We start from the raw sequence: 21,950 nt of genomic DNA, 5'->3' as shown, positions 1-21,950 counted from the left end.
TATGATCATTAAAAATATGTTTAACAATTATCGACATTCATTCCTTTGCCGGCAGTTTTGGTTAAAAGGGTTATTTCTAGGTTGGCTTCTGGCATTTTCATCGTCTTCATTCGCTGCGCAGGCGGTTGCGACGGTATCGAAGAATATTGTCGGTGTTAACGAGGTGTTCCAGCTCACCATTAATATCGATGACAACGTCAATACTAACGCGCTCGATCTCAGCAATCTTGATGTCCATTTCAATTACGGCACACCGTCTGTGAGCAGCGGGACTAGCTTTGTTAATGGTGTTGTGACAAGGCAGACAGAGTGGAAGATAGCGGTTGCGGCAAAGGAGATTGGTGAGTTTACGATTCCCAGTTTTCGTGTCGGTGCCAGCCAGACTGACCCCATTACGATGACAATCATGAAGTCAACGAACAAGTCAGCAGCGACCCCATCAAAACCCGAGATAAAGATTGATGCTGAAAGTAACAAGAACCAACTTTATGTCGGTGAAAGTTTTCGCTATACGGTAAGAGTTAGAATTGGTGAGCAGATGAGCCAAGCGGCACTGCAAGCACCTTCAGGTGATGGCCTGAATGTTAAACAGTTAGGGGAAGACAGACAGGTCGAAACCGTGCTTAACGGCCGTCGCTACCTCATTATTACCCGTGATTATCAAATTACCGCTAACAAAGACGGTGATATCCTACTGCGTGGTGCAAAGTTTACCGGTAACCTTATCAAAGGGAACCGAGGGTTTGGGTCCACGCTTCAAATTCCATTCGAGCAGCAAGCAGATGACTTGAGCTTATCCGTTTTAGCTAAGCCCGCTGATTACAAAGGGCTATGGCTACCGACTGAGGCACTCGAACTAGAGCAGCAATGGCAACCTGATGTCAAAGAAATGAAAGTCGGCGAACCAATTAGCCGAACCATTACTTTGCGAATCAAAAATGCAGAGCAAAGCACCCTACCCAATCTCAACTTGCAATACCCTGATTCTGTTCGTGTTTATGATGAGAGCCCTGTGTATGGCAGTGACAATGAATTTACATCAATGACCATCAAACAAGTCATCATTCCCCGTCAGGCTGGTGAGATCGCGTTACCAGCTTTATCAATCAACTGGTGGAACACAGAAGCGTCAAAACAAGAAACGAGCATAATTGATGGTTTAATACTAGACGTGCAGCCCGGAGACCCAAGCACTCAAGCATTTTTGCCGCCACAAGCTTTGCAATCAGATAATACGGTGCCCGCAGAAAACACAGCTCAGTCAGAAATCATTCGAGACAGTGGCTGGTGGCCATGGCTAAGCTTGTGTTTAGCCATGCTTTGGTTCGCTACGCTTATCTTATTACTCATTGAAAAATACAAGCGTAAACAGCAGCCTCGCAATATTGCATCAGGTCAGGCCAAACAACCACTGTCACCGGTGAATGGAATGATCCAAGCGCTAGAGCAAGATCAACCCATTCAATTGCAAAGCTACTACCAACAATGGTTAAAGCACTCCCCTAACCACCCATTACATGACGAGCTTCACAAGGCAATACAAAATGTTATGCAGCGAGAATACAGCAAAGATAAAAGCCACAAAAAAGAAGATACCAAGATGGATGCGCTGTTAATTATGAATAAGCTGAATAAAAAAACCATTAGAGATGTAAATGAGAAGTCAAGTGCTCTTGCACCAATAACCCCGCAATAACAGCACTTTATTACCCGCAAAGCCCACCCCACAGTGGGCTTTTTAACATCCAACCCAAGCTTAAAACTCCCTCCCTTAACAACCTATCTCCTAGGACCCAGTAGAATTAAAGACTTCAAGAGAAGCAGAAATAAGTTGTTAACATCAGGTAAACCAAAAGTTTCTTTAATAGATAGTGGAAATGTGCCAGAATTCCTGTTACAAAATGTATCGCTAACGAGATTTAATGCTTAGCGTCAAAACTATAAATATGCAGGATGTATTATGAATCAAACACAACCCTTTCTAGCCCGAGTTGCGAATGGAAGCCTGGTCGTACAAATACTCGTTGGTATTGTCGCCGGTATTCTTCTTGCGCTCCTCGCCCCCGACTCAGCCGTTAAAGTCGGCTTTCTCGGCGGTTTATTCGTCAGCGCCCTAAAGGCTGTTGCTCCAATCTTGGTCTTCATTCTGGTTGCTTCTTCTATTGCCAATCAGAAGAAAGGCGCCCACACCAACATGAAGCCGATCATTGTGCTGTATCTCTTCGGTACTCTAATGGCCTCGCTGACTGCCGTAACCATGAGTTTCCTTTTCCCTACCACTTTGACTCTGGTAACCGGTGCAACGGGCGCAACGCCACCTGAAGGTATTGCCGAAGTATTGAATACCTTGCTATTCAAGATTGTTGATAACCCAGTTAACGCCCTTATGTCTGGTAACTTTATTGGTATCTTGGCATGGGCCATTGCCCTTGGTTTTGCCCTTCACCAAGCCAGCGATGCGACAAAGCAGGTTTTCCACGATGTGTCTAACGGCATTACGCTGATTGTTCGCTTTGTGATCCGTCTGGCGCCTATCGGTATTTTCGGCCTAGTTGCAAACACCTTCGCTGAAACTGGGTTCGATGCACTCTTCGGCTACGGGCACTTACTTGCAGTACTATTGGGCTCGATGGCCGTGATTGCCTTTGTTGTTAACCCAGTCATTGTTTTTGTTAAAACCAAACAAAACCCATACCCACTGGTTCTTCGCTGTATCCGCGAAAGTGGTATTACCGCTTTCTTTACCCGTAGTTCAGCGGCAAACATCCCTGTAAACATGCAGCTTTGTAAAGATCTTGATTTGCACGAAGATACTTACTCTGTGTCAATTCCTCTGGGTGCAACCATTAATATGGCAGGTGCAGCAATCACGATTACCGTACTAACACTTGCAGCTGTTCACACTATGGGCATAGAGGTTGATGTTGCGACAGCGGTTCTATTGAGTGTTGTTGCGGCGGTATCAGCATGTGGAGCATCTGGTGTTGCCGGTGGTTCGCTACTACTCATTCCATTGGCGTGTAGCTTGTTCGGTATTCCTAACGATGTTGCGATGCAAGTTGTTGCTGTTGGCTTCATTATCGGTGTTATTCAAGACTCTGCTGAAACAGCCCTGAACAGCTCAACTGATGTTCTCTTTACTGCCGCTGCTTGTAAAGCTGCTGAAGCTAAAGTAGAGGGTGCTGATATTAAGGCAGTTTAAGCCGACGTCCTAAGCACCATTGGTTAAAGAAAAAAGATAGAGCGAAAAAAAATCCAGCATCGCAAGATGCTGGATTTTTATTTAAGCTCTAAAGTGACAATTCTAGAATTGAAGCCTTTTTCGATATTACTGGTTCATTTCAAACCCAGGAACAAAGACTTCGACACGACGGTTTTGTGCACGACCCTCTTCGTTATCGTTGGTAGCAACTGGCTCTAGCTCACCACGTCCTTGGGCAACAATTCGGTTCTTATCAATACCGAAGTGATTACCAACATAGCCCGCAACAACCGCTGCACGCTCTTCTGACAGCTTTTGGTTGTATTCCAATGCACCACGGCTGTCAGTGTGACCGACAACATACAGTTGAGTATCAGGGTATGTGACCAATTGTTGCGCGACAGGCTGGAGTAGCTCGATGTCTCTTTGAGTCAACTTGTTACTGTCAAAGGCGAAAGGCAAAACAGCACCAACCGCTTCAATTTTCACGACTTCTGGAACCGGTTCAGGCATTGGCTCTGGCTCAGGCTCCACAACTGGTAATGGAGCTGGCGCACCCCAATGATAAACCAAACTTAAACCGTAGAAGTGAATATCACTCTCACCCGGCGACTGGGTATCACCCACTTGCGCGTAGTATTGATATTCTGCACGAGCAGAAAGGTCATTATTGAAGAAATATTCTAGACCCACACCAGCAGTGCCTGCCAAACCACTTTTATCATCATTGATAACGCTGTTATCAGCGTCAAACACAAAACCACCCAACTTACCGTAGACGTCAAACGAGTCAGACACTTCATAGGTAAATTTACCTAGCAGGTCAATACCTTGCACTTCAAAGCCATCAGATCCGATGTCAGCTTGCCCTAAGTAGGTATAACCACCTTCTAGCGCAAACCAGGAATTGAAGTTATAACCAACAAATACACCTCCGCCCCAATCATCTTTATCGGCATTTGTGCCTTTGATTGCACCATCTAGATTATCGTACGTAGTACCACCGACCCGTGCGCCCACATACCATGGGTTGTCTGTGGCAGCGTGAACAGCGCCGGATATTAATAATGCAAGCGGGAGTATCTTGAAGACTTTATTCATAACTAACTGTCCTTATTTATTATTTACCACTACCACATTAGGTGTAGAACAAAGAACAGCTTTTGTACAAATTTAGATAACAAAATTCTTCAATAAAAAGAGCACATAACGTGATATTTTTCACATTGATACATCACTCAGTTCAAGGCTGGACTCTCTGTCTTTGTAGGTCTGACATGAGGTATGTTTAAAACAGAGTTAAACACTGTGAGCAGAGCTCAGATAAATTGCATAAAAAAAAACCAATGGAAATGTACTTTTTTGTCACAAACCGTCTGAAATTCCGCCAACTATAAGTAATAAACAGCGCCACTGCACATTTTTTTGCATTCCTTTACCAATTTACCTAATGACCCTATTCTTTTTCGGTTTTCAATGTGATCTATGCACAGTAAAATCGGGTAACTTACACATTGTATTTTTACGAAGCGCATTTATATGAAAGAACAAGCTAACCCGCACAATCACCGCTCCTCTTTTTCGGTTGGCATTATCGGTGGTGGCATAGCAGGCTCAACTATTGCGCTCCGTTTAGCTGAGTTGGGGATCAACGTAGAGATATTCGAGGAAGGTACCAGCCTAGTTAATGGTCCACCTATTTGTCACCTTCATGCTGGTGGAAATTTATATCGTGAAATATCTGACGAACAATGCACCACCCTTCTCCAGCAGTCTATTGATTCGTTGAAAGTGTTCCCACATACGGTGAATATCCGCCCAACAGTCATAGCGGTGCCTAAACATGATAATGGTAACCCAAACGATCTGTTGCCTCGTTTGGAAAAATTGCAACAAGTATATAGACAACTAGTCGAAGACAACCCCGCCAACCGAGTTATCGGTAACCCCGAACACTATTTTAAGCTTTACCAAAAAGAGGACTTGGAAGCACTAACGCACCAGCCAATGCCAACGCATCCTACTTCTTTTGACGACTGGATGATCCCCTTGGCTGAGAATCTGGAGCTTGATCAATTCAAATACCCTTTGGTTTTGGTTCAAGAGTATGGCTGGAGTGTCTTCCGTCTAGCAGCAACCGCAAACCTTGCATTAGAAAAATTAAATACTAGCAAGGTACATACCCAAAGCAAGGTAACTCACGTAGAGCAACAAGCAAATCAATCTTGGCAGATTGAATACCAGCAATACGATAAATCTCAGCAAGATCATATCACTCACCGTACCCAAGTTGACTATCTAGTCAATGCGTGTGGTTTTCAAACCGGTGAGATTGATGACATGGCAAAACAAAAACGAAACCGCTTGGTAGAATTCAAAGCGGCTTATGTGACTCAATGGCCGGATAGCCAAGGCTATTGGCCTGAAGTGATCTTCCATGGAGAGCGAGGTACACCAGACGGCATGGCGCAGCTTACTCCATACCCTGGCGGATATTTTCAGCTACATGGCATGACTGAAGAGATCACTCTATTCAAGCAGGGCCTCGCAAAAAGTACCCCTAGCAGCGCACAGCCAAAACTTGCTAACGGCTTCATTCGTAAAATAAAATCTGGTTGGGACAATAGTGAAATTGACATCCGCTCCACTCGCGCGATTAAACATATGTCACGTTTTGTACCTAATTACAAAACAGCGACTGTAGGTGGAAAACCTCTTTTTGGCGCTCAACAGATCCCCGGTGACGACATTACCCTTCGTGCCGCTGACGTGTCTTTTGCAGGCAAACGCTATGCCCGCACCGAAATAGTCAAAGCCTCTTCTGCTCTTTCAGCCGCAAACAGTATTATTGAGCAATTACTATTCGAAAACCTATTTCAAGCACAGATTAACGAAGTAGCCATTGAGCAGTCTTTTCCTGTGACACGGTCACTTTCTGCAGCAGATGTCGAACAATATGCTATGCAGCTCGCCCAAGAGCGTGACTACCCAGAAGCATTAGCCAAAACATTGTCATTTGAATTAGACGATTAACCGCAATTAGCACTTAAAATTAACTTGGGGTATTTCGGTGCCCCTTTGTTAGTTTATACCGTCATAGCCCAGTGCCGCACAGATACTATCCCGTTTATTGTAATATCAATGACCTGAATAAAACACCGCGAGCCAGATTGTATCCTGTTCCGGGTCAGTCCATGATACACGATGGCGTTGATGGGCAAGGATATTAAGGTGATCACCGGCTTCCATACTGACCTCTTGCATCCCCTCTTCAAACAAGATTGTAGCGCGTCCCTTCATCACCATAACCCATTCACATTCGTCTTGATCGTACCAATCCCCTTCTGGAGTCACATGGCCACGAGAGACTATACGCTCAACCCTAATCGCATCAGTCTTAACAAGCTCTTCAAACAGCTCATCAGGTAAAGATGACGGAATTGCAGCAAAAAGATTATCCATAAACACTCCAAAAAAAGAGGCGAGCCTTAGCTCGCCTCTTTTCAATACTTTAATTCGGTCTTGGAATTTCAATTTCTATGCGTTGGTTCAGCAAATCCAACTCTTGCTCAAGTGCGGCGAGCTGGGCTTGCTCACCTTCAACGACTTTTAACCTCGCATCGTATTTATCACAATCAGCTTGCGATACCCAGTTCCAACTGGTTCCAGATTTAAACTCATCACAGGCCTGCTTAAACTCGGCCGCCACCTGCTTTGCTTTCTTGACGTCGGTCTTGGCCGAAGTGATTTGTCTCTGGAGTTCAAGCTGCTGTTGATACAAAGCCTTAGAATTATTCAACACCTCTTTTTGCTGCTCAGCAGTACTGGTCAGTTTGACAACCTGAGTGTCTAGTTTTTTCTTAGTCACCACCAGCGTTTTCTGTTCAGTCGTCAATGCCGCGATTTGCTTATCAAATTGTGCTTTCTGATCTTCAATAATTTGTTGAGATGCTTTCAACTCGGTACGAACCTGTTCAATCTCAAGCGCACTTTGTGTTTGAAACTGCTCGAACTTCAATTCAACAGCTGTTTTTTCAGTCGTCAATTGCTGATTTAGTAATTGAAGTTCCGCAAATTCTTCTGGGCTAGGGCTAGGCGAACGGTGCCAAACAGCCGTTGCCAGCAAACCGCCAACCACCAAACCGGCGACTAATGATAATTTCCAAGATGCCATATCACAATATCCATAAAGTACGGTAAATAATCCCTTTACTGAGTAGCAATACAGCCTTGTACGCCATCAACCTATTTACTAAGGAAAGGTAACCCCCCTTAGTACCGATAGTTAAACTACCAGTATAGAGAAAACCAATGTCAGACTTAAATCATATTTTTAAAAATTTATATATGCCTAAATGACTTACTATACCCAATCACCTTGAAGTTACTTGGGTATTTAGGGCTATTGCAAATTCAACTTTAGATCACCAGGCTTGATCCAACCCGCCCTCCTGAACAACTCAGAAAATGCCAGTGTCAGCATCGCTGGTAGCACAAGATGCATTAGTAGGATGACGCTATACATCGTCATGCTGTCCCAGCCAGCTCCTTCGAGGGCAGTGAAACTCTGTATTTGACCAACAAAGCCAGATGTTCCCATACCAGCGCCTAAAGGCGTATTCTCTAGCTCGAAGATAGTCGTTGCGATTGGCCCAAGAATGGCTGAAGTCAAAATCGTTGGAACCCAAACTCGATAATTCTTTATTATATTAGGCATTTGCAGCATAGATGTTCCTAACCCCTGTGCCATCACTCCAGCCCAACGGTTTTCACGGAAACTCATGACCGCAAAGCCAACCATTTGAGCACAACACCCTACTGTCGCCGCTCCAGCGGCAAGGCCGTTTAAGCTTAGCATTATGGCAATTGCAGCACTGCTGATCGGGAGAGTCAACGCCATCCCCATCAGAACAGCAACCACAGCCCCCATCAAAAATGGCTGTAGAAGCGTTGCAGACATGATGAGATCGCCAAGAGAAGTCATGAGCTGCCCGATATAAGGTCCAATAAAGGTTCCGACTAAGACACCGCTCACCATGGTAATCGCTGGGGTAACCAATATATCGACCTTGGTTTCATTCGCGACCAGCTTACCCAACTCAGTGGCGATTAGCGCCGAGACAAAAGCCCCAACAGGACCGCCGAGCATCGCCCCAGCCGCTCCTACCGTTGTTACCGAGAACATTACTAGTGGTGGCGCTTTTAGTGCAAAAGCGACGGCAACCGCGATTGCAGGCCCTGTCATTTGCTTCGCTAATGGCCAAAGGGTATCTGTAAACAATGGGATAGAAAATTTGATCCCCACGGTATTCAATATCGAGCCAATAAGAAGTGAGGAAAACAAACCCAACGCCATAAAGCTCATTGCATGGATGAAATAGGTTCGTGGTGAGAGTGTCACCCCTTTACGCTTAAAAAAAGCATGGCACTGGGAATAGAGCGTTTCTGGCTGGATATCTGACATGGTTACATCGTAATTAGGTTTCGAAAGCACAAACGAGCAATTTTATCTCTGTCTAGGCAGGATGCAACAAAATATACCAATAACGTCAAAATAAGAATCATCTGACTCAAACAAGGTAGCACTTCACAAAAAAGCTAGCGCCTTTTATAAAACATCCGATAGGAATGCTTCGTGTGTCGTATATCGAGGCACCTACCAATAAAATCATTTTTATCAACGTTGAATCAGTCCTTATTGTTCCGATTATTGTTCTGCATTTAATAAGGCCATAAACGATGAGTCTCCCTCTTTTCCCTCCACACATACAACTCACTTCTTTGTCATCAATTATTTTGTTTGCAATCAGCCCTTTTAATCCTGCGGTGGCTTCAAACCCAATAAACCAAGATCTGATGCACGCTAGAAGTATGAATACAGAAACCTTATCGCTGAGTAATGAGTTCAAAGATCAACTGCACCACTATTTTGCCAGTGAGAAGCTAGATGGAATCAGAGCCATTTGGACCGGTACGTCATTGGTCACCCGCCAAGGAAACCCAATCATTGCCCCACAGTGGTTTGCTGATGCTTTACCCAAAAACACCTGGTTAGAAGGTGAGCTTTGGGTAGGCCGCCAGCAATTTCAATTAGTTAGCAGTATTGTCCGCGATCAGCAACCCAACGAAACAGAATGGCAAAAAGTAAATTTTATGGTTTTTGATTCACCTTCTATGAATACGCCATTTGAAGATCGCTTGAAAGCGCTTGAGATACAGATCCAATCCATAAACCAATCATACATACAGTTAATCCCACAGTATAAAATCAGCCATGTTGTTGAACTAGAACATCTTCAAGATACGATTGAGGAGAAAAATGGCGAAGGCATTATGCTTCACCGTAAAGATAATCTTTACCAACCAGGACCTAATAACAACCTCATTAAAATGAAGAAATACCTAGATAGCGAAGCTGTCGTCGTGGGGTATGAGCCTGGCAAAGGTAAATACAACGGGATGATGGGAGCGGTTTGGGTCATTACTCCTGAAAACAAGAAATTCAAGATTGGAACAGGCTTTAGCGATCACGATAGGCAGTCGCCACCTCCTCTGGGATCTATCATTCATTACCGGTTTAATGGCTATACAGACAGTGGAATACCTCGCTTTGCGCGCTACCTTCGATTGCGCACTAGTCCAGACTCATGAGTATTCAAAAACTCCAGATAAAAAAAGTACTACCCCCCCGCTACTGAGAGTAGTACGTAAAAGATGTGATTGTGTACCATCTGCTGCAACTTTATCCAATTAAAATGTTAAGGTTGCATAATAGACAAAGCACAATCCTTGCCAACTTTGTATTCATATAAAATCAATAGCTTACGTATATTCGTAAAGTATTTCTGCCCCACGACTGTGAACACCTGCACCAAACTAAAACATCCTATTACAGGCTTGATGAGAAAACAGTCAATAGAAATAATATAAAACTCATTTTTAAGCATCAACAATATCAATGTAGATGACCACTTTTAATTATTTAGCACTCTAATGATTGAACCACCTCGTCATAACGTAAAAACTTAGATAACTAAACAAAAATTTTATTTAAATTCATATTGTTAATAATAAAAACAAAAACAATAGACTGTTTACTTAATATTTCTAATCAAAGCATTAATTACCTTACATTAGTTATATAAATCTGATTGCCTTTTCGCATTAGAAATAGTCATTTTACTCATTGGCATTTTATCGCCATATTCCGGATCAGCGACAATTCTTGAGGCTTTTTCAGCGCCGACATCATTGCCTGTATATCTGTTTACCCAAACCAACCCAAACGACACATTGTCGCTTGGGTATTTTATCATTCTGCCGTTTTCCATTTAGATAAACGGTCAGTATTAACTTTGCTTTTGGAGATCACTGTAGTGATTGAGCACGCTACAACGCCTGTAAAGAACCCTGTTTGGGTTCCAATATTAGGTCTGACTATTTTTGCCGTTGCCTCAGGGTATTTCATGAGTGTGCTGCCTCTGACTTTGGCCAGCCACCAAATACCAAATGTCGCAGCTGGTTGGCTTGCCAGCATATATTATTTCGGCTTGCTCGCAGGTGCCATGCTCATTGAACCCGTGATTAAAAAAGTAGGACACCGAATAGCTTTTATGGGATTCGTTGGAATCCTTGCTTCTTCTGTGGCTTTTATGGGGCTGACTTCAACGCTTGGCCTGTGGATGGCAAGCCGATTTATCGCAGGTTTTTCGGTTGCGGGGATCTTTGTCGTCATTGAATCCTGGCTACTTATAGGCGATAGCAAAGAAGAACGAGCGAAGAACCTCGGTCTTTATATGACGTCATTATATGGCGGAACTACAGTCGGTCAGTTTGGTATTGGTCTGATTGGGACCAGTGGTGCTATGCCATTCATTGCTACCGTCACTTTACTGGTCGTAGCCATGATTCCGGCAATGACCGCCAAACAAGCAAACCCGTCCCAAGAAGAGCATGTTAGCTTAAGCTTGCAGCAAATCCTGGCACTTAGTAAACCAGCATTAATTGGCTGTCTGGTTTCAGGCGTTGTAATGGGCTCTATCTATGGTTTATTGCCGCTTGCACTTAAAGCTGCAACCAGCAATCTAGATCAAGTAGGTAGTTTGATGGCAGCAACGGTATTAGGCGGAATGAGCATTCAGCCAGTTCTTAGTAAGCTGTCTTATCGTATACCCAAGACACTGCTGCTGGCATTGATGAGCCTACTGGGCGTGTTTGCCATGGGCTTACTTCACCTCGATAACAGTTACGGGGTTCAAGTGGTGGCTTTGGCTTTGCTGGGTATGTCGGCATTTGCGCTCTATCCGATTGCGATTACGTTAGCTTGTGACGGGTTAGAGTCGGCTTCAATTGTATCTGCTACGCAAATTATGCTGTTTAGCTACAGTGTGGGGTCGGCATTTGGCCCTGTTGCGGCGAATTACTTGATGCATACAGAAACGGGGTTGACTGGTTTTTTCTTTGCGGTGTTACTTGCAACAGCTATTTACATGTTGATGGTGAGTTTGCGAACCAAGCCAACAGCGCTGGCTCAATAGCATTTTTAAATAAGACAGAAAAAGAGCGGGCGCGACTTTCGTCGCGCCCTTTGGTCTTACATGCAGCAATCCGGCTACTATAGTGCTCCCTGCATCACTCCATGATAAAGCTGTATCCTTCAGCGCTTCCCTTTTATATCCGTCCTGGACATGTCCTATTGGTCTCGCCTTGACCCGTCGATTCTTCCTGTCTCGACTCTCGTCTCCATCCTGGAGGTGTCCCTAACTTCATCCTGAAGTGGTCCATTTCTGTCGTCCTGACCAGTAAGTTTCCTACTTACTGTATCGCTTCCATTCGATTTTCCCTTCACAGTCCCTGTTCGATAAATCATCCTGATCCACCGCCCTCATCCTGAGGGTGCCAACATCCTTGGCCGCTTTCCTGTTCCGTTCCGTCAGTTCCTTCCGACGCAGTTAAGATTACGTGAACTGAAATTCTAAACAACCGTTAAAGATCACATTTTTGATATCCACTTCCTTACTATACAACATGCCACCTATAAGTGGTTGATTTACAAGTACTCAACAACTGGCAAGAAAAACATCTGACACGCATAATTATTAAAATCCCACCACTTTGTAAGAGATCTCTTACAACGCGGTGGGATAATTACACCATATTCAGTTATACCGCTTGGCCTTCGACCCCTTCAGTCTGCTTAAACGTTGCTAGTTTCTCTAACAAAATGTCTTTTTTAAATGGCTTGGCAACATAATCATTCATTCCAACTTCATAACACTTCGAAATATCGTCATCGAGAACACTGGCTGTAAGGGCGATAATATGCAGGCTTGGCCGCTCTGTTGTTTTTTCCAGTTCACGGATTTCTTTTGTCGCGGTAAAACCGTCCATGACAGGCATCATGCAATCCATCAATACGGCATAGTAGGTATTGCCTTCTTTTACCTTATCAACGGCTTCTTGCCCGTTGTTGGCAATCTCAAATTTATAACCCGCTTTTTTCAAAAACAGGCTCGCGACTTTTTGGTTCACAGCGTTATCTTCAACGATAAGAACCATTGGTTTATCTGAATCAGACGTATCTTCTTGCGGAGCATGAACCGATTTAGCTTCAGGGCTTGAAAGTTGAGTACCAGAGCTCCTTCCATTGGCAGTCGAGTGCTCTTTAACCTCATCTGCATGTTTGCCCAAACCAACGACTTTTTTCTCATCCAGAGCTTTATTGAGCGACTTGACCAAGCGTTTGCCAAAGAAAGGCAGGGTGACAATGCCTGAAATCAAATTACCGAAATCATGTTGCTCATCACGATGGTCTATGCAGAGTATGATGTTCAAACTTGGCATCAATGAGTTAATCAGGCCAAGATCATACGTGGTTTGCTTGATACTCTGCTGACAGTAAAAAATCACATCAAAATCGTGTTCCTGCTTGATTGATAAATCGGCAACATCTGCTGACTGCACTTGCATCCCCAATGCTCTGCACTCACTATCAACTCGGTACTTCGCTATCTGATTAGCCCCAAGCACTAACGCTCTTCGTGCTTTAAAGGCATTCAGTGAACTGCCATGTGGTTTGCATACTTCCACGTCCAAACTGAAATAGAAGCGACTCCCAACCCCTTTTTCAGACTCTAGGGCTAATTGTCCCCCCATAAGTTCAACTAACTGGCGACAAATAGCCAAACCTAACCCTGTTCCACCAAATTGACGAGTAATGGAACTGTCTTCCTGAATAAATGGGGCAAACACCTGCGCTTGTTTATCTTTCTCAATACCAATACCTGTATCGATCATTGAAAAAATAAGTTGGGCACGGTCATCTTGATGCAGCACACAATCTATCTCCAGAGTCACCCCGCCTTCTTGAGTAAATTTCACAGCATTTGACGCCAAGTTCATCAACACTTGTCGCAAACGGTGTTCATCCAAAATAACCAGCGCAGGCAAATCGGGAGCGATTTTCACATCGAGATTAAGCTTGCTGGCTGCCGCTTTAGCAAGAACGACTGTCATAGTATCGTATGCGACCTCATCAACCCGACTTTCGCTCGAAGCCAATACCAGATTACCCGACTCTATTTTCGATAAATCCAAAATGTCATTGATAAGCAGCAACAAGGTCTGAGAAGAGGTTTCAATGGTCTGGATATACTCCACTTGGGATGGAGACAAGTCTGTATCGGCTAAAATACCGGACATACCAATAATACCGTTAAGCGGAGTACGAATTTCATGAGACATATTGGCCAAGAAAGAGCTCTTAGCCAAGTTAGCTTTTTCAGCCTCATCTTTGGCAATAATCAGCTTATTATGGTTTTCAATCCTCTCCTCAATCATGCCATTTAACTGATGACTGAAGACAGTAAACTCATCCTTACCATCAATCTTAACTTTGGCAGCGGAATGATCATTGCTGCTGGTTTCCAGTAATGACATTGCTTTGAGGATCCGGCTTAAATATGAACCTATACGCCTTATTAAGTTTGCCCCAAGCCAGATAATCATGACTACAGAAAGTGAAATCACACAGGTATAGAGCCAAATCAAGTTCTTAGAATGACTGATACTCCCTTGTATATCCTGGGCTAATTCACGGCTTATCTCAGTCACCACAAACTGAATTAAGGTATACCGTTCATCCAATGCCGAAAACGAATCGCGTTGGGTGAATCCAGTAAAAGAGTTTGAAAAAATACTTGCTCGTAATTGGTAGCTTGTGGAGAAAACGGGGTTTGCAAATGTTTTTCGCAACAATTCGATCTGTGATGGCGTTGCATTAACGGATAAATACCGTTCGATGATCAGTTGTTGTCTTTCGATTATCGTATCAAGTTGTTCCTTGTATTCTTCCGCTTGTTCTGGCTGGTTAGCAATGATACGGATATACCAATTTTCTTGTTGAGCCCAAAGCTGTAGCCATTGAAGCTGATACAAAACTGTTAGCTTTTGCTCAATATTGGTATCAGCTACATTCAACGGAGTCCTTTCTAACGACACTAAATTCTGTATAAGGAGATCAAACCCCCAATCAGACCAATCATTGATATCTATCGATTCGACAGATTCATACTCGCCGATCAAATCTTTCATTTCAGCACTGGAAGATAACTGTTCGGTGGAATCAATATTTGGGAATGCTTGTGGAATCAAAGCTGAATACTGTGATATTCGTTCAATAGAACTTGCAACCGTTTCATTATTTTCAACACCGGACAGTTTATTATTCTTTAATTCATGGACTGCATTTGAAAACTGTGAATTAGCTTTCAGCAACTCCATTCGTGCCGTTAATATATTTAAAGAAGAGACCTTGTCGAATAAGCTTGAAATCTCTATTGCTGCAAACACGCCAGAGAATGTAAGTGGCAGAACAACAAGAGAAATCAACCTAAATTTTATCGAAAAACGATTAAGCAGCCCCATAACCTCACCTTGATCAAAAAATCCAATTTTGTATATTTGTACTAACGTCAATGTCTACTAACATTTATAGCAGGAATGGACACTAATGATGGAACTAAATCAATGATCAAAGGATTGACTTTAAAAAGTTTATTGTCTTTCACATTATTATTGACAACATTGCCAATAATAACACTACCGGCATACGGTAACGACAATATCAAAGATATCGAGTTTGCTGTTTTTTCATTAAATAATGAGATCCCTGCACTAACAAAAAGTAAAGCGAGGATGTTGTATAAAGGAAAAACCAAAAAGCTCAACGGTAGCATCAAGATTGTATTAGTGGATTTACCGGAAAGATCTATTCACCGGGAAGAATTTTACAATATGCTGCTGGGAAAATCGGTTACGCAAATGAATGGCTATTGGGCAAGCCTATCATTTTCTGGGAAAGGCACACCACCAGAAGAGCTTAGCAGCGATGATATCAGAGATATCATTGAGTGGCTAAACGACAACCCTAACGGCATCGCCTATGCCCCTGTTAGTGCCGTTCCTGAAAATGCCAATATACTCATTACCGTCTTACAAGGAGAGTAAGGTATGACTCAGAAATCATTACTCGCAGTCGCTCTGCTTGTATCCCCTTTAACCAGTGTGGCAGCCATACAGATAACGGATAACTTCTCAATCAGTGGCTTTGGTTCAACCTCAATCGCAAAGTCTGATAACAGCGCCCCTTTATTTGTAAATCGTGAGATTACCGATGAAACCTGTTATGACTGCGATACCATCTTCGGAATACAAGCTGACCTATCCATCATCGACCACTTGAACGCTTCCGTTCAAGTAGTTAAGCGACCACAAGATGATTGGTCCAGTCCTGAATTAGAGTGGGCCTACCTAAATTACGAGTTCAGCCAGTTCTCTGTACGTGCAGGTAAATTACGCATTCCTCTTTTTCTGGTTTCAGAGTACTTCTATGTTGGTCAGGCTTATCCTTGGGCTCGCCCACCGCAGGAGGTATATGACAGCATTCTGGGCTTTACATCCTATGAAGGGATCAGTGCCTCATGGCTGTTGGAGGTCAACGATGAAGCCGTTGTCACATTAACTCCCTACTACGGTTTAGGAAATGACAACAAAGTTGAATTCAGTGGTCAAAAGTTTAATTTCAAAACGGACCATATGGCGGGTTTATCTGCAGAAGTGAGTGGCTTTAACTATCGCGTTCATTTTGGCTATATGAATTCAACATACTCAGTTAGCCCGAGTATTTCATCAGACAAAGAAACATTGAACATCTATACACTCGGTGGTGAATATTCAATGAATGACTGGTTGTTTATGTCAGAAGTGCAAACAGATGATTTACAAACCAACTGGTATATCAGCGCAGCCTACAACATCAATAAATTCACCCCTTACTTGGTATACGGAGAGAGTCATCATCGCCGTAAATCAAACAGTGTTACAGCGGGGGTGCGCTATGATCTAACCCATAAAATTTCACTCAATGCTGAGTGGCAAGGCGTTTATATGGATCGCGAAGATTATAACGCAGGCAATGATGGCCAGTTTGTCACAGCACCGATTCGATATAATGAAGACAAAGATGTCCAACTTTATACCTTGATGCTCAATTTCATCTTCTAGCTGCCACTAAGCCCATTTGGGCAACCCGAAAAAACATAAGCGTCTCCGGTTCTTAGCCTGAGGCGCTTCTTCTTTCGAACCTACAAGAAAAAGTACTTTGATCGAGTAGCGTTACGCTACTTCACGAGCATCGCTGCACCAAATACCCCCGCACTATCGCCCAATGCCGGCTTGGTCAACACTGTGTTTAGCTCTGGATTAAACAAATGAGGTAAGATCGCTTCTCTGCCTTTGGTGTAAAGAGAGTCGATATTACCCACTCCGCCCCCCACGACGATCACATCCGGATCCAACACATTGATGATAGAAGCAACAGCAAGACCAAAGTTCTTATATAACCGCTCCATTGTTGCTTGTGCCAGTCCATTACCCTGCTCTGCTAACGCTACAATCTCAGGTAATCTTAACGAACACTCATCACCAGATACACTTTGCTCCCGATAGAAGCGCTCCAAGCCTTTTCCTGACATAACCGTTTCGACGCACCCTTGTTTACCGCAATAACAAGGCGCGCCATTAGGTTCAAGTACATTATGTCCCCACTCACCCGCGATACCGTGGCAACCATTAAGCACCTTACCGTTAACAACAATACCGCTTCCGACCCCAGTGCCCATGATGATACCGAAAACCACTTCAGCATCCGGTTTAATATCCTGAACGACACCCAGCCTTGCTTCAGCCAATGCAAAGCAGTTCGCATCGTTAGCCAAACGAACAGGGATCCCTAGCAGAGATGTCAAATCTTGATCCAAAGGTTGGCCATTAAGATGCGTCGAGTTACAATTTTTCATGGTACCGGTCGCTGGGTCTAAGGTACCAGGTGTGCCAAAACCCACAGCGTCAGGATATTCTCCAACGTCCTCTGCACAAAGATCAATTAGGCGTTTTATCTGCCCCAGAACATGCTGATACCCTTTTTCACCTTCTGTGGGGAGGCGTTTGCGCAGCACGCAATGATCATTATCATATTGCATTACAGCACACTCAATCTTCGTGCCGCCAAGGTCAACGCCCCAATAATACTTACTCATAGCTCTCCTGCTCGGTCTGCTTTTCACACATGCTCTGCAAAGCCCGTAAAATCAGCCATACTTATACCAAAACATAGTGGCTACTGATGGTTTTTTATCGTCATTAATTCAATATATTTTGGAGATTTGTGATGTTTCTAAAAGAGTCACGCACTGGTGATTTAGTTGACGTCATCGACATGTCTTCTTTGATCAACCCGTTCTCCTCACATGTCAAAGTGCAGTACCAATCAGGTGAAGATCTGGCCGACCCTGTTGCTATCGACAAACAGAACTTAGCCTTCCCGTCCGGTGAAGAACTACCAGAGTGCTGGATCAACGGTTACTACCGACATGGTCAGCGTTGACCCTTGCTTAGGGACAAGGCGACCACTACAAAAGAGCCCTCATGATGAGGGCTCTTTTTTACCAAATAACTAGCAATCTAACGCTGATTCAAAAAGGCTTAAAATGTAAGCCCATTCATACTCTGACTGATCTGGTTGGTTAATCGTTCCACCCCTTCAGCAAGTGCCTTCACTTGAGCATCATAGCCATCTTGCTCTAAAGGCACCTGAATGAAAAATGGCTGTCTTGCCAAGGCTTCACCTTGTTGGTCAACTAACAACCATTGTCCGCTCAGCCTTGCTAACCCAGAATAATGACCATTGAACTGGGTAAATTTCACCTGCAGTTTGGGCAACGTACTACTGTTAACCGCAGGTGTTAACTCATCAAACCAATACCTAGATTGTTTTTGGCGTAAATCGTCAGTAACGATGCGAGTTAGCTGACGAGAAAGGCTCTCTGCCCATAAGTTCTGCTGCGCCTGCACAACTTCCGTTTCGCTTGTTTGATAAACAAGTCCAGTCCCTGCTAAGTGCTCTGCAACCTCTATTGGTCGAACAATGACCACCGGCTGGTGCTTGTTGGCAAATGCCATGGTTAACTCGCTACTTTGATCAGGAAGCAGATACGTTTTCGTCACAGGCTCCGTTGAACTACACCCAGCTCCCGCCAGCAGGACTAATGCCATAAAAATTCCCTTGTACATTATTGACGTCCTCCTACGGGGATTGGATCGGCGGCTTTCTCACCACTAAAGATAAGTGAATTTGGTTTCTCATTTATCTGCCGTAATACTGGCTGAAGCTCAGTCATTACTTGCTCAAACTGTATCAATGCTTGATCCAAGCTCTGATAGGTCGCCCCATCTTTACCATAACCATCAAGGGTATCTTGGATCTGCCGCAAGCTTTCCCGAATTTCTCCCGGGATCGCTTTGGTATCTTTCTGAGCAAGTAAGCCACTGAGCTCTGTCGAAACCTTTTCAGCAGCCTGTAATGTCTTCTGAGAAGTTTCCAGAGTCTTGTTAAGAGTCAGCAAAGTGTCTTCAACGGGCAAATTATTGATCTTCTTCAACATTGAAGAAATTTCTTTTTGAATTTGAGCAAAGCCACCAGCCTTGGTCGGGAACACATCATATTCACCGTAATTCTCATGTTTATAGGTTTTCTCTTCCGCAAACACGCCAACATCAACCAAGAGCGCCCCTGTTAACAAGTTCGCGGTTTTCAGTGACCCTCGTAACCCATACTTGAACTCTTCCTCAAGGCTCGCTCTTAACATATCCAAATTATCGTACTTCACATGAGCAATTACCCTGTCCAATTCGATACGAACCAATACTGGAATTTCACGGTTGGAGAAATTTTTCTCACTTGCCATGATATCAAGCGGCACTTTGCGGACGGTACCAATTTGAATACCGCGATACTCAACCGGCGCACCTGGTTTCAAGCCTCGGACAGATTCATCAAACAACATCACATATTCTAGGTAGTCCTCGAAAAAGCGTTCGCGTACTTGCTTAATATTGTTATACAAACGGAACTTGGATTTACTCTTCGTAATGAGCTCTCCCGGTTCACGCCCTTTGGGGACTCGGAAACTCACACCACCGGTGATTAACGATTCAATTGAGCCAATTTTCAAATTGAAGCCTTCAGCAGACATCTGAAGATCAACCCCCGAGGTCAGCCAAAATCGAGTACTTTTCCGTATAAGGCTGTCGTACGGCTCAAAAATAAATAATTGATAATGGGCTTTCTTTGTTTCCGTATCAAAGGTGACATTCTCTACTCGGCCAACCGTAAAGCCTTCATAAAGCACCGGGTCACCAACACCCAATTTACCCGCTTCATTGTGCGTCAAAACCAGACGTAATCCTTTAGCATCTGGTGGTGCTACCGGCGGAATATCCAACACATCAAAAGTACGCTGCTCTTCACCACTTTTTCCCGGTTGCAGCTGTATATAAGCACCCGATAACAAAGTATCTAACCCAGATACCCCTGATTTACCAATACGCGGTTTCACGACCCAGAACAAGGTATCATCCTTGAGCATACGTGCCGCGTCTTTGTCCATTTGGGCTGTCACCTCAATGGCGCTGTAGTCCTCATTCAATGTCACACCAGTCACGACGCCTACTTTGACATTCAACGCTTTTATTTCAGTTTTACCCACTTCAATCCCTTCTGCCGTGTCGATTCTCAACACAATCTCTGGGCCTTGACTGGTAATAAATTGAAACAGCATCCAAATACCAATACCGACAGCAATAACAGGCACTAACCAAATAGAAGATATTTGTTTTATGGCTTCTTTCTTAGCCTGTGGAGGTGACGATTCACTCATAACTATTCTTCTCTTTATTCTTATTCACATAGCCTGCGGGTGAGACAAACGCCGAATCCTTGGGCCAAAACACACGTGGATCAAAAGTCATTGCAGATATCATGGTTAACAGAACAACACAGGCAAAAGATAATGCCGCTGGGCCAGGGTAAATTGCCATAAGGTTCTGAAGTTGAACCAAGGCTACCAAGATTGCTACAACAAAAATGTCAATCATCGACCAGCGACCGATAAATTCTGTAATTCGATACACCTTCAGCTTTTGTACCGCTTTCTTTTCATCAGGGCTACTGCCCTTTCCTGCCATAATATACAGCCAAGTCAATGCAATAATTTTCGCCAGCGGTATCACGACACTCGCAATAAAAATCACCGCCGCAATGGGGTACGATTTTAATTGCCACAAAAGCACTACCCCTCCAAGTATGGTCGAACCTTCGGCCTTGCCCAAACTAACTGTGTACATCATGGGATAAAGGTTGGCTGGAATAAAAAAGATCGCCGATGCTATAAGTAATGCCCATGAGCGTTGTAACATTTGTTGTGGATCATAAGGATGAAGGCGCCCATGACAGCGAATACAACGTGCATGTTTCTCTTCAGTTATCGGGTTTAATTGCGAGCAGACATGACAACTAATATGGTTATAACTGTTGTGACAGTCTCCAGCTTTCACGCCATCTTGCGGCTTAAGTGGCAGAAACTGCAACCATAACCAAGTTCGATCAGCCATCGATACGCATTTCACGACTAGCATGGTATATAAACAAAACGCCCAAAAGGACATTCCCAAACCAATATCTGCCAATGAGGCAATTTTAATCAAGCTAACTAGCACCCCAATCAAAAATACGTCGACCATCAACCATGGTTCAATGCGTATCATTAATCGGCATAATCGCTTTTCCCACATCGCGATTGGTTTTTTATCCTGCTGCTTTAATCGCTGACCTGCACGGAAATATAAATAAAGCAATGAGAGTAAATACAAAGCCGGCAATACTAATACGGTCAATAAAAGCAATAATGCCAGCAAGCTATTTTGAAAAACACTTAGCATTTCAGCAGAGTGCATCAGCGTGATTTCCTGGCTAATCCCCTTTACACTGAAAGACATAAAAGGAAAGCTGATGCTGGCTACCAACATAACGAGACTTGCCAAGCCATAAGACAAGGGTCTCTGAAATGGCTGGGCAATACGTTTTACCAGTGTGTGGTGGCACCTTGGGCAAACTGATTTCTCATCATCTTTGAGCTCTGGCAACGCTACCACTAATCCACATTCTTCACAGCTGACTAACGCTTGTTGTTGTGGTTCACCCATTTGTACCTCATTTGCCTTGATGATTCGGCAAGGCTGTCCTCTTAGTGAGCAGTATATTACTCTATTTAAGTTATTAGCACATAACAGAAAAAGCACCCGGATTATTCGGGTGCTTCTCTGAAATAAGAGGGCGGACTCGGTCTCGAAA

19 protein-coding genes are annotated in these 21,950 nt (G+C 43.8%); 9 read left to right on the top strand and 10 right to left on the bottom strand.

From position 1 onward, the window contains the following. The first annotated feature begins 1 nt into the window (after position 1). The gene (locus ACVA58_RS21190; protein ID WP_446512353.1) at positions 2-1,696 is read left to right on the top strand and encodes a BatD family protein; all 1,695 of its coding nucleotides are present in this window, start codon (positions 2-4) and stop codon (positions 1,694-1,696) included. Positions 1,697-1,960: 264 nt separating this feature from the next. Next, positions 1,961-3,202, top strand: coding sequence for a serine/threonine transporter SstT (gene sstT / locus ACVA58_RS21185; RefSeq protein ID WP_446512352.1), 1,242 nt, complete (start codon positions 1,961-1,963; stop codon positions 3,200-3,202). 126 nt (positions 3,203-3,328) lie between these two features. Here sstT and ACVA58_RS21180 read toward each other — a convergent pair whose 3' ends face one another. Then, complete coding sequence (locus ACVA58_RS21180) at positions 3,329-4,303, bottom strand: outer membrane beta-barrel protein (RefSeq protein ID WP_446512351.1); 975 nt, start codon at positions 4,301-4,303, stop codon at positions 3,329-3,331. A 438-nt stretch (positions 4,304-4,741) separates the two neighbouring features. Here ACVA58_RS21180 and ACVA58_RS21175 point away from each other — a divergent pair, with 438 nt between their 5' ends. Then, positions 4,742-6,235, top strand: coding sequence for an NAD(P)-binding protein (locus ACVA58_RS21175; protein WP_446512350.1), 1,494 nt, complete (start codon positions 4,742-4,744; stop codon positions 6,233-6,235). A gap of 105 nt (positions 6,236-6,340) precedes the next feature. On the opposite strand, the gene ACVA58_RS21170 is transcribed toward ACVA58_RS21175, so the two are convergent. From ACVA58_RS21170 to ACVA58_RS21160, 3 genes are all read right to left on the bottom strand, one after another. Continuing rightward, positions 6,341-6,664 (bottom strand): cupin, encoded by a 324-nt coding sequence (locus ACVA58_RS21170; RefSeq protein ID WP_446512349.1) that lies wholly within the window; start codon positions 6,662-6,664, stop codon positions 6,341-6,343. 49 nt (positions 6,665-6,713) lie between these two features. Beyond that, positions 6,714-7,376, bottom strand: coding sequence for a chromosome segregation ATPase (locus ACVA58_RS21165; RefSeq protein ID WP_446512348.1), 663 nt, complete (start codon positions 7,374-7,376; stop codon positions 6,714-6,716). A gap of 228 nt (positions 7,377-7,604) precedes the next feature. Continuing rightward, a complete protein-coding gene (locus tag ACVA58_RS21160) occupies positions 7,605-8,666 on the bottom strand; it encodes a PTS transporter subunit IIC (protein ID WP_446512347.1) in 1,062 nt (353 codons plus the stop codon). Between the two features lie 275 nt (positions 8,667-8,941). Here ACVA58_RS21160 and ACVA58_RS21155 point away from each other — a divergent pair, with 275 nt between their 5' ends. Then, on the top strand, positions 8,942-9,853 hold the full coding sequence (locus ACVA58_RS21155) for a DNA ligase (protein ID WP_446512346.1): 912 nt from the start codon (positions 8,942-8,944) through the stop codon (positions 9,851-9,853). 482 nt (positions 9,854-10,335) lie between these two features. On the opposite strand, the gene ACVA58_RS21150 is transcribed toward ACVA58_RS21155, so the two are convergent. Then, positions 10,336-10,518, bottom strand: coding sequence for a hypothetical protein (locus ACVA58_RS21150; protein ID WP_446512345.1), 183 nt, complete (start codon positions 10,516-10,518; stop codon positions 10,336-10,338). A gap of 60 nt (positions 10,519-10,578) precedes the next feature. Between ACVA58_RS21150 and ACVA58_RS21145 the strand changes: the two genes are divergently transcribed. After that, positions 10,579-11,739: an MFS transporter gene (locus ACVA58_RS21145; protein WP_446512344.1), complete on the top strand. Its 1,161-nt coding sequence runs from the start codon at positions 10,579-10,581 to the stop codon at positions 11,737-11,739. Positions 11,740-12,364: 625 nt separating this feature from the next. Here ACVA58_RS21145 and ACVA58_RS21140 read toward each other — a convergent pair. Beyond that, positions 12,365-14,794: an ATP-binding protein gene (locus tag ACVA58_RS21140; protein WP_446512343.1), complete on the bottom strand. Its 2,430-nt coding sequence runs from the start codon at positions 14,792-14,794 to the stop codon at positions 12,365-12,367. Positions 14,795-14,819: 25 nt separating this feature from the next. Here ACVA58_RS21140 and ACVA58_RS21135 point away from each other — a divergent pair, with 25 nt between their 5' ends. The 3 genes from ACVA58_RS21135 (at position 14,820) to ACVA58_RS21125 (ending at position 16,765) form a co-directional block, all read left to right on the top strand. Further along, complete coding sequence (locus ACVA58_RS21135; protein ID WP_446512342.1) at positions 14,820-15,140, top strand: hypothetical protein; 321 nt, start codon at positions 14,820-14,822, stop codon at positions 15,138-15,140. 89 nt (positions 15,141-15,229) lie between these two features. Continuing rightward, the gene (locus ACVA58_RS21130; protein WP_446512341.1) at positions 15,230-15,709 is read left to right on the top strand and encodes a hypothetical protein; all 480 of its coding nucleotides are present in this window, start codon (positions 15,230-15,232) and stop codon (positions 15,707-15,709) included. A 3-nt stretch (positions 15,710-15,712) separates the two neighbouring features. Continuing rightward, positions 15,713-16,765, top strand: a complete 1,053-nt coding sequence (locus ACVA58_RS21125; RefSeq protein ID WP_446512340.1) for a porin — start codon at positions 15,713-15,715, stop codon at positions 16,763-16,765. A gap of 116 nt (positions 16,766-16,881) precedes the next feature. Here ACVA58_RS21125 and ACVA58_RS21120 read toward each other — a convergent pair whose 3' ends face one another. Next, complete coding sequence (locus ACVA58_RS21120; protein WP_446512339.1) at positions 16,882-17,799, bottom strand: ROK family protein; 918 nt, start codon at positions 17,797-17,799, stop codon at positions 16,882-16,884. Positions 17,800-17,930: 131 nt separating this feature from the next. Here ACVA58_RS21120 and ACVA58_RS21115 point away from each other — a divergent pair, with 131 nt between their 5' ends. Then, positions 17,931-18,146 (top strand): acetyltransferase, encoded by a 216-nt coding sequence (locus ACVA58_RS21115; RefSeq protein ID WP_446512338.1) that lies wholly within the window; start codon positions 17,931-17,933, stop codon positions 18,144-18,146. A 98-nt stretch (positions 18,147-18,244) separates the two neighbouring features. On the opposite strand, the gene ACVA58_RS21110 is transcribed toward ACVA58_RS21115, so the two are convergent. Genes ACVA58_RS21110 through ACVA58_RS21100 form a run of 3 tightly spaced genes read right to left on the bottom strand, consistent with a single transcriptional unit; the run spans position 18,245 to position 21,802 of the window. After that, positions 18,245-18,814: a PqiC family protein gene (locus ACVA58_RS21110; protein ID WP_446512337.1), complete on the bottom strand. Its 570-nt coding sequence runs from the start codon at positions 18,812-18,814 to the stop codon at positions 18,245-18,247. Positions 18,815-18,831: 17 nt separating this feature from the next. Continuing rightward, positions 18,832-20,478, bottom strand: a complete 1,647-nt coding sequence (pqiB, locus tag ACVA58_RS21105; protein ID WP_446512336.1) for an intermembrane transport protein PqiB — start codon at positions 20,476-20,478, stop codon at positions 18,832-18,834. Further along, entirely contained in the window at positions 20,471-21,802 is a 1,332-nt protein-coding gene (locus ACVA58_RS21100) for a PqiA/YebS family transporter subunit (protein ID WP_446512335.1), read from the bottom strand. The genes pqiB and ACVA58_RS21100 overlap by 8 nt, the downstream gene beginning before the upstream one ends. Positions 21,803-21,950 lie beyond the last annotated feature (148 nt).

This window comes from Photobacterium sp. DNB22_13_2 (genome assembly GCF_052873915.1).
Note: the sequence above shows the minus strand (reverse complement) of the source record. Positions and strands in the feature narration are given on the sequence as shown.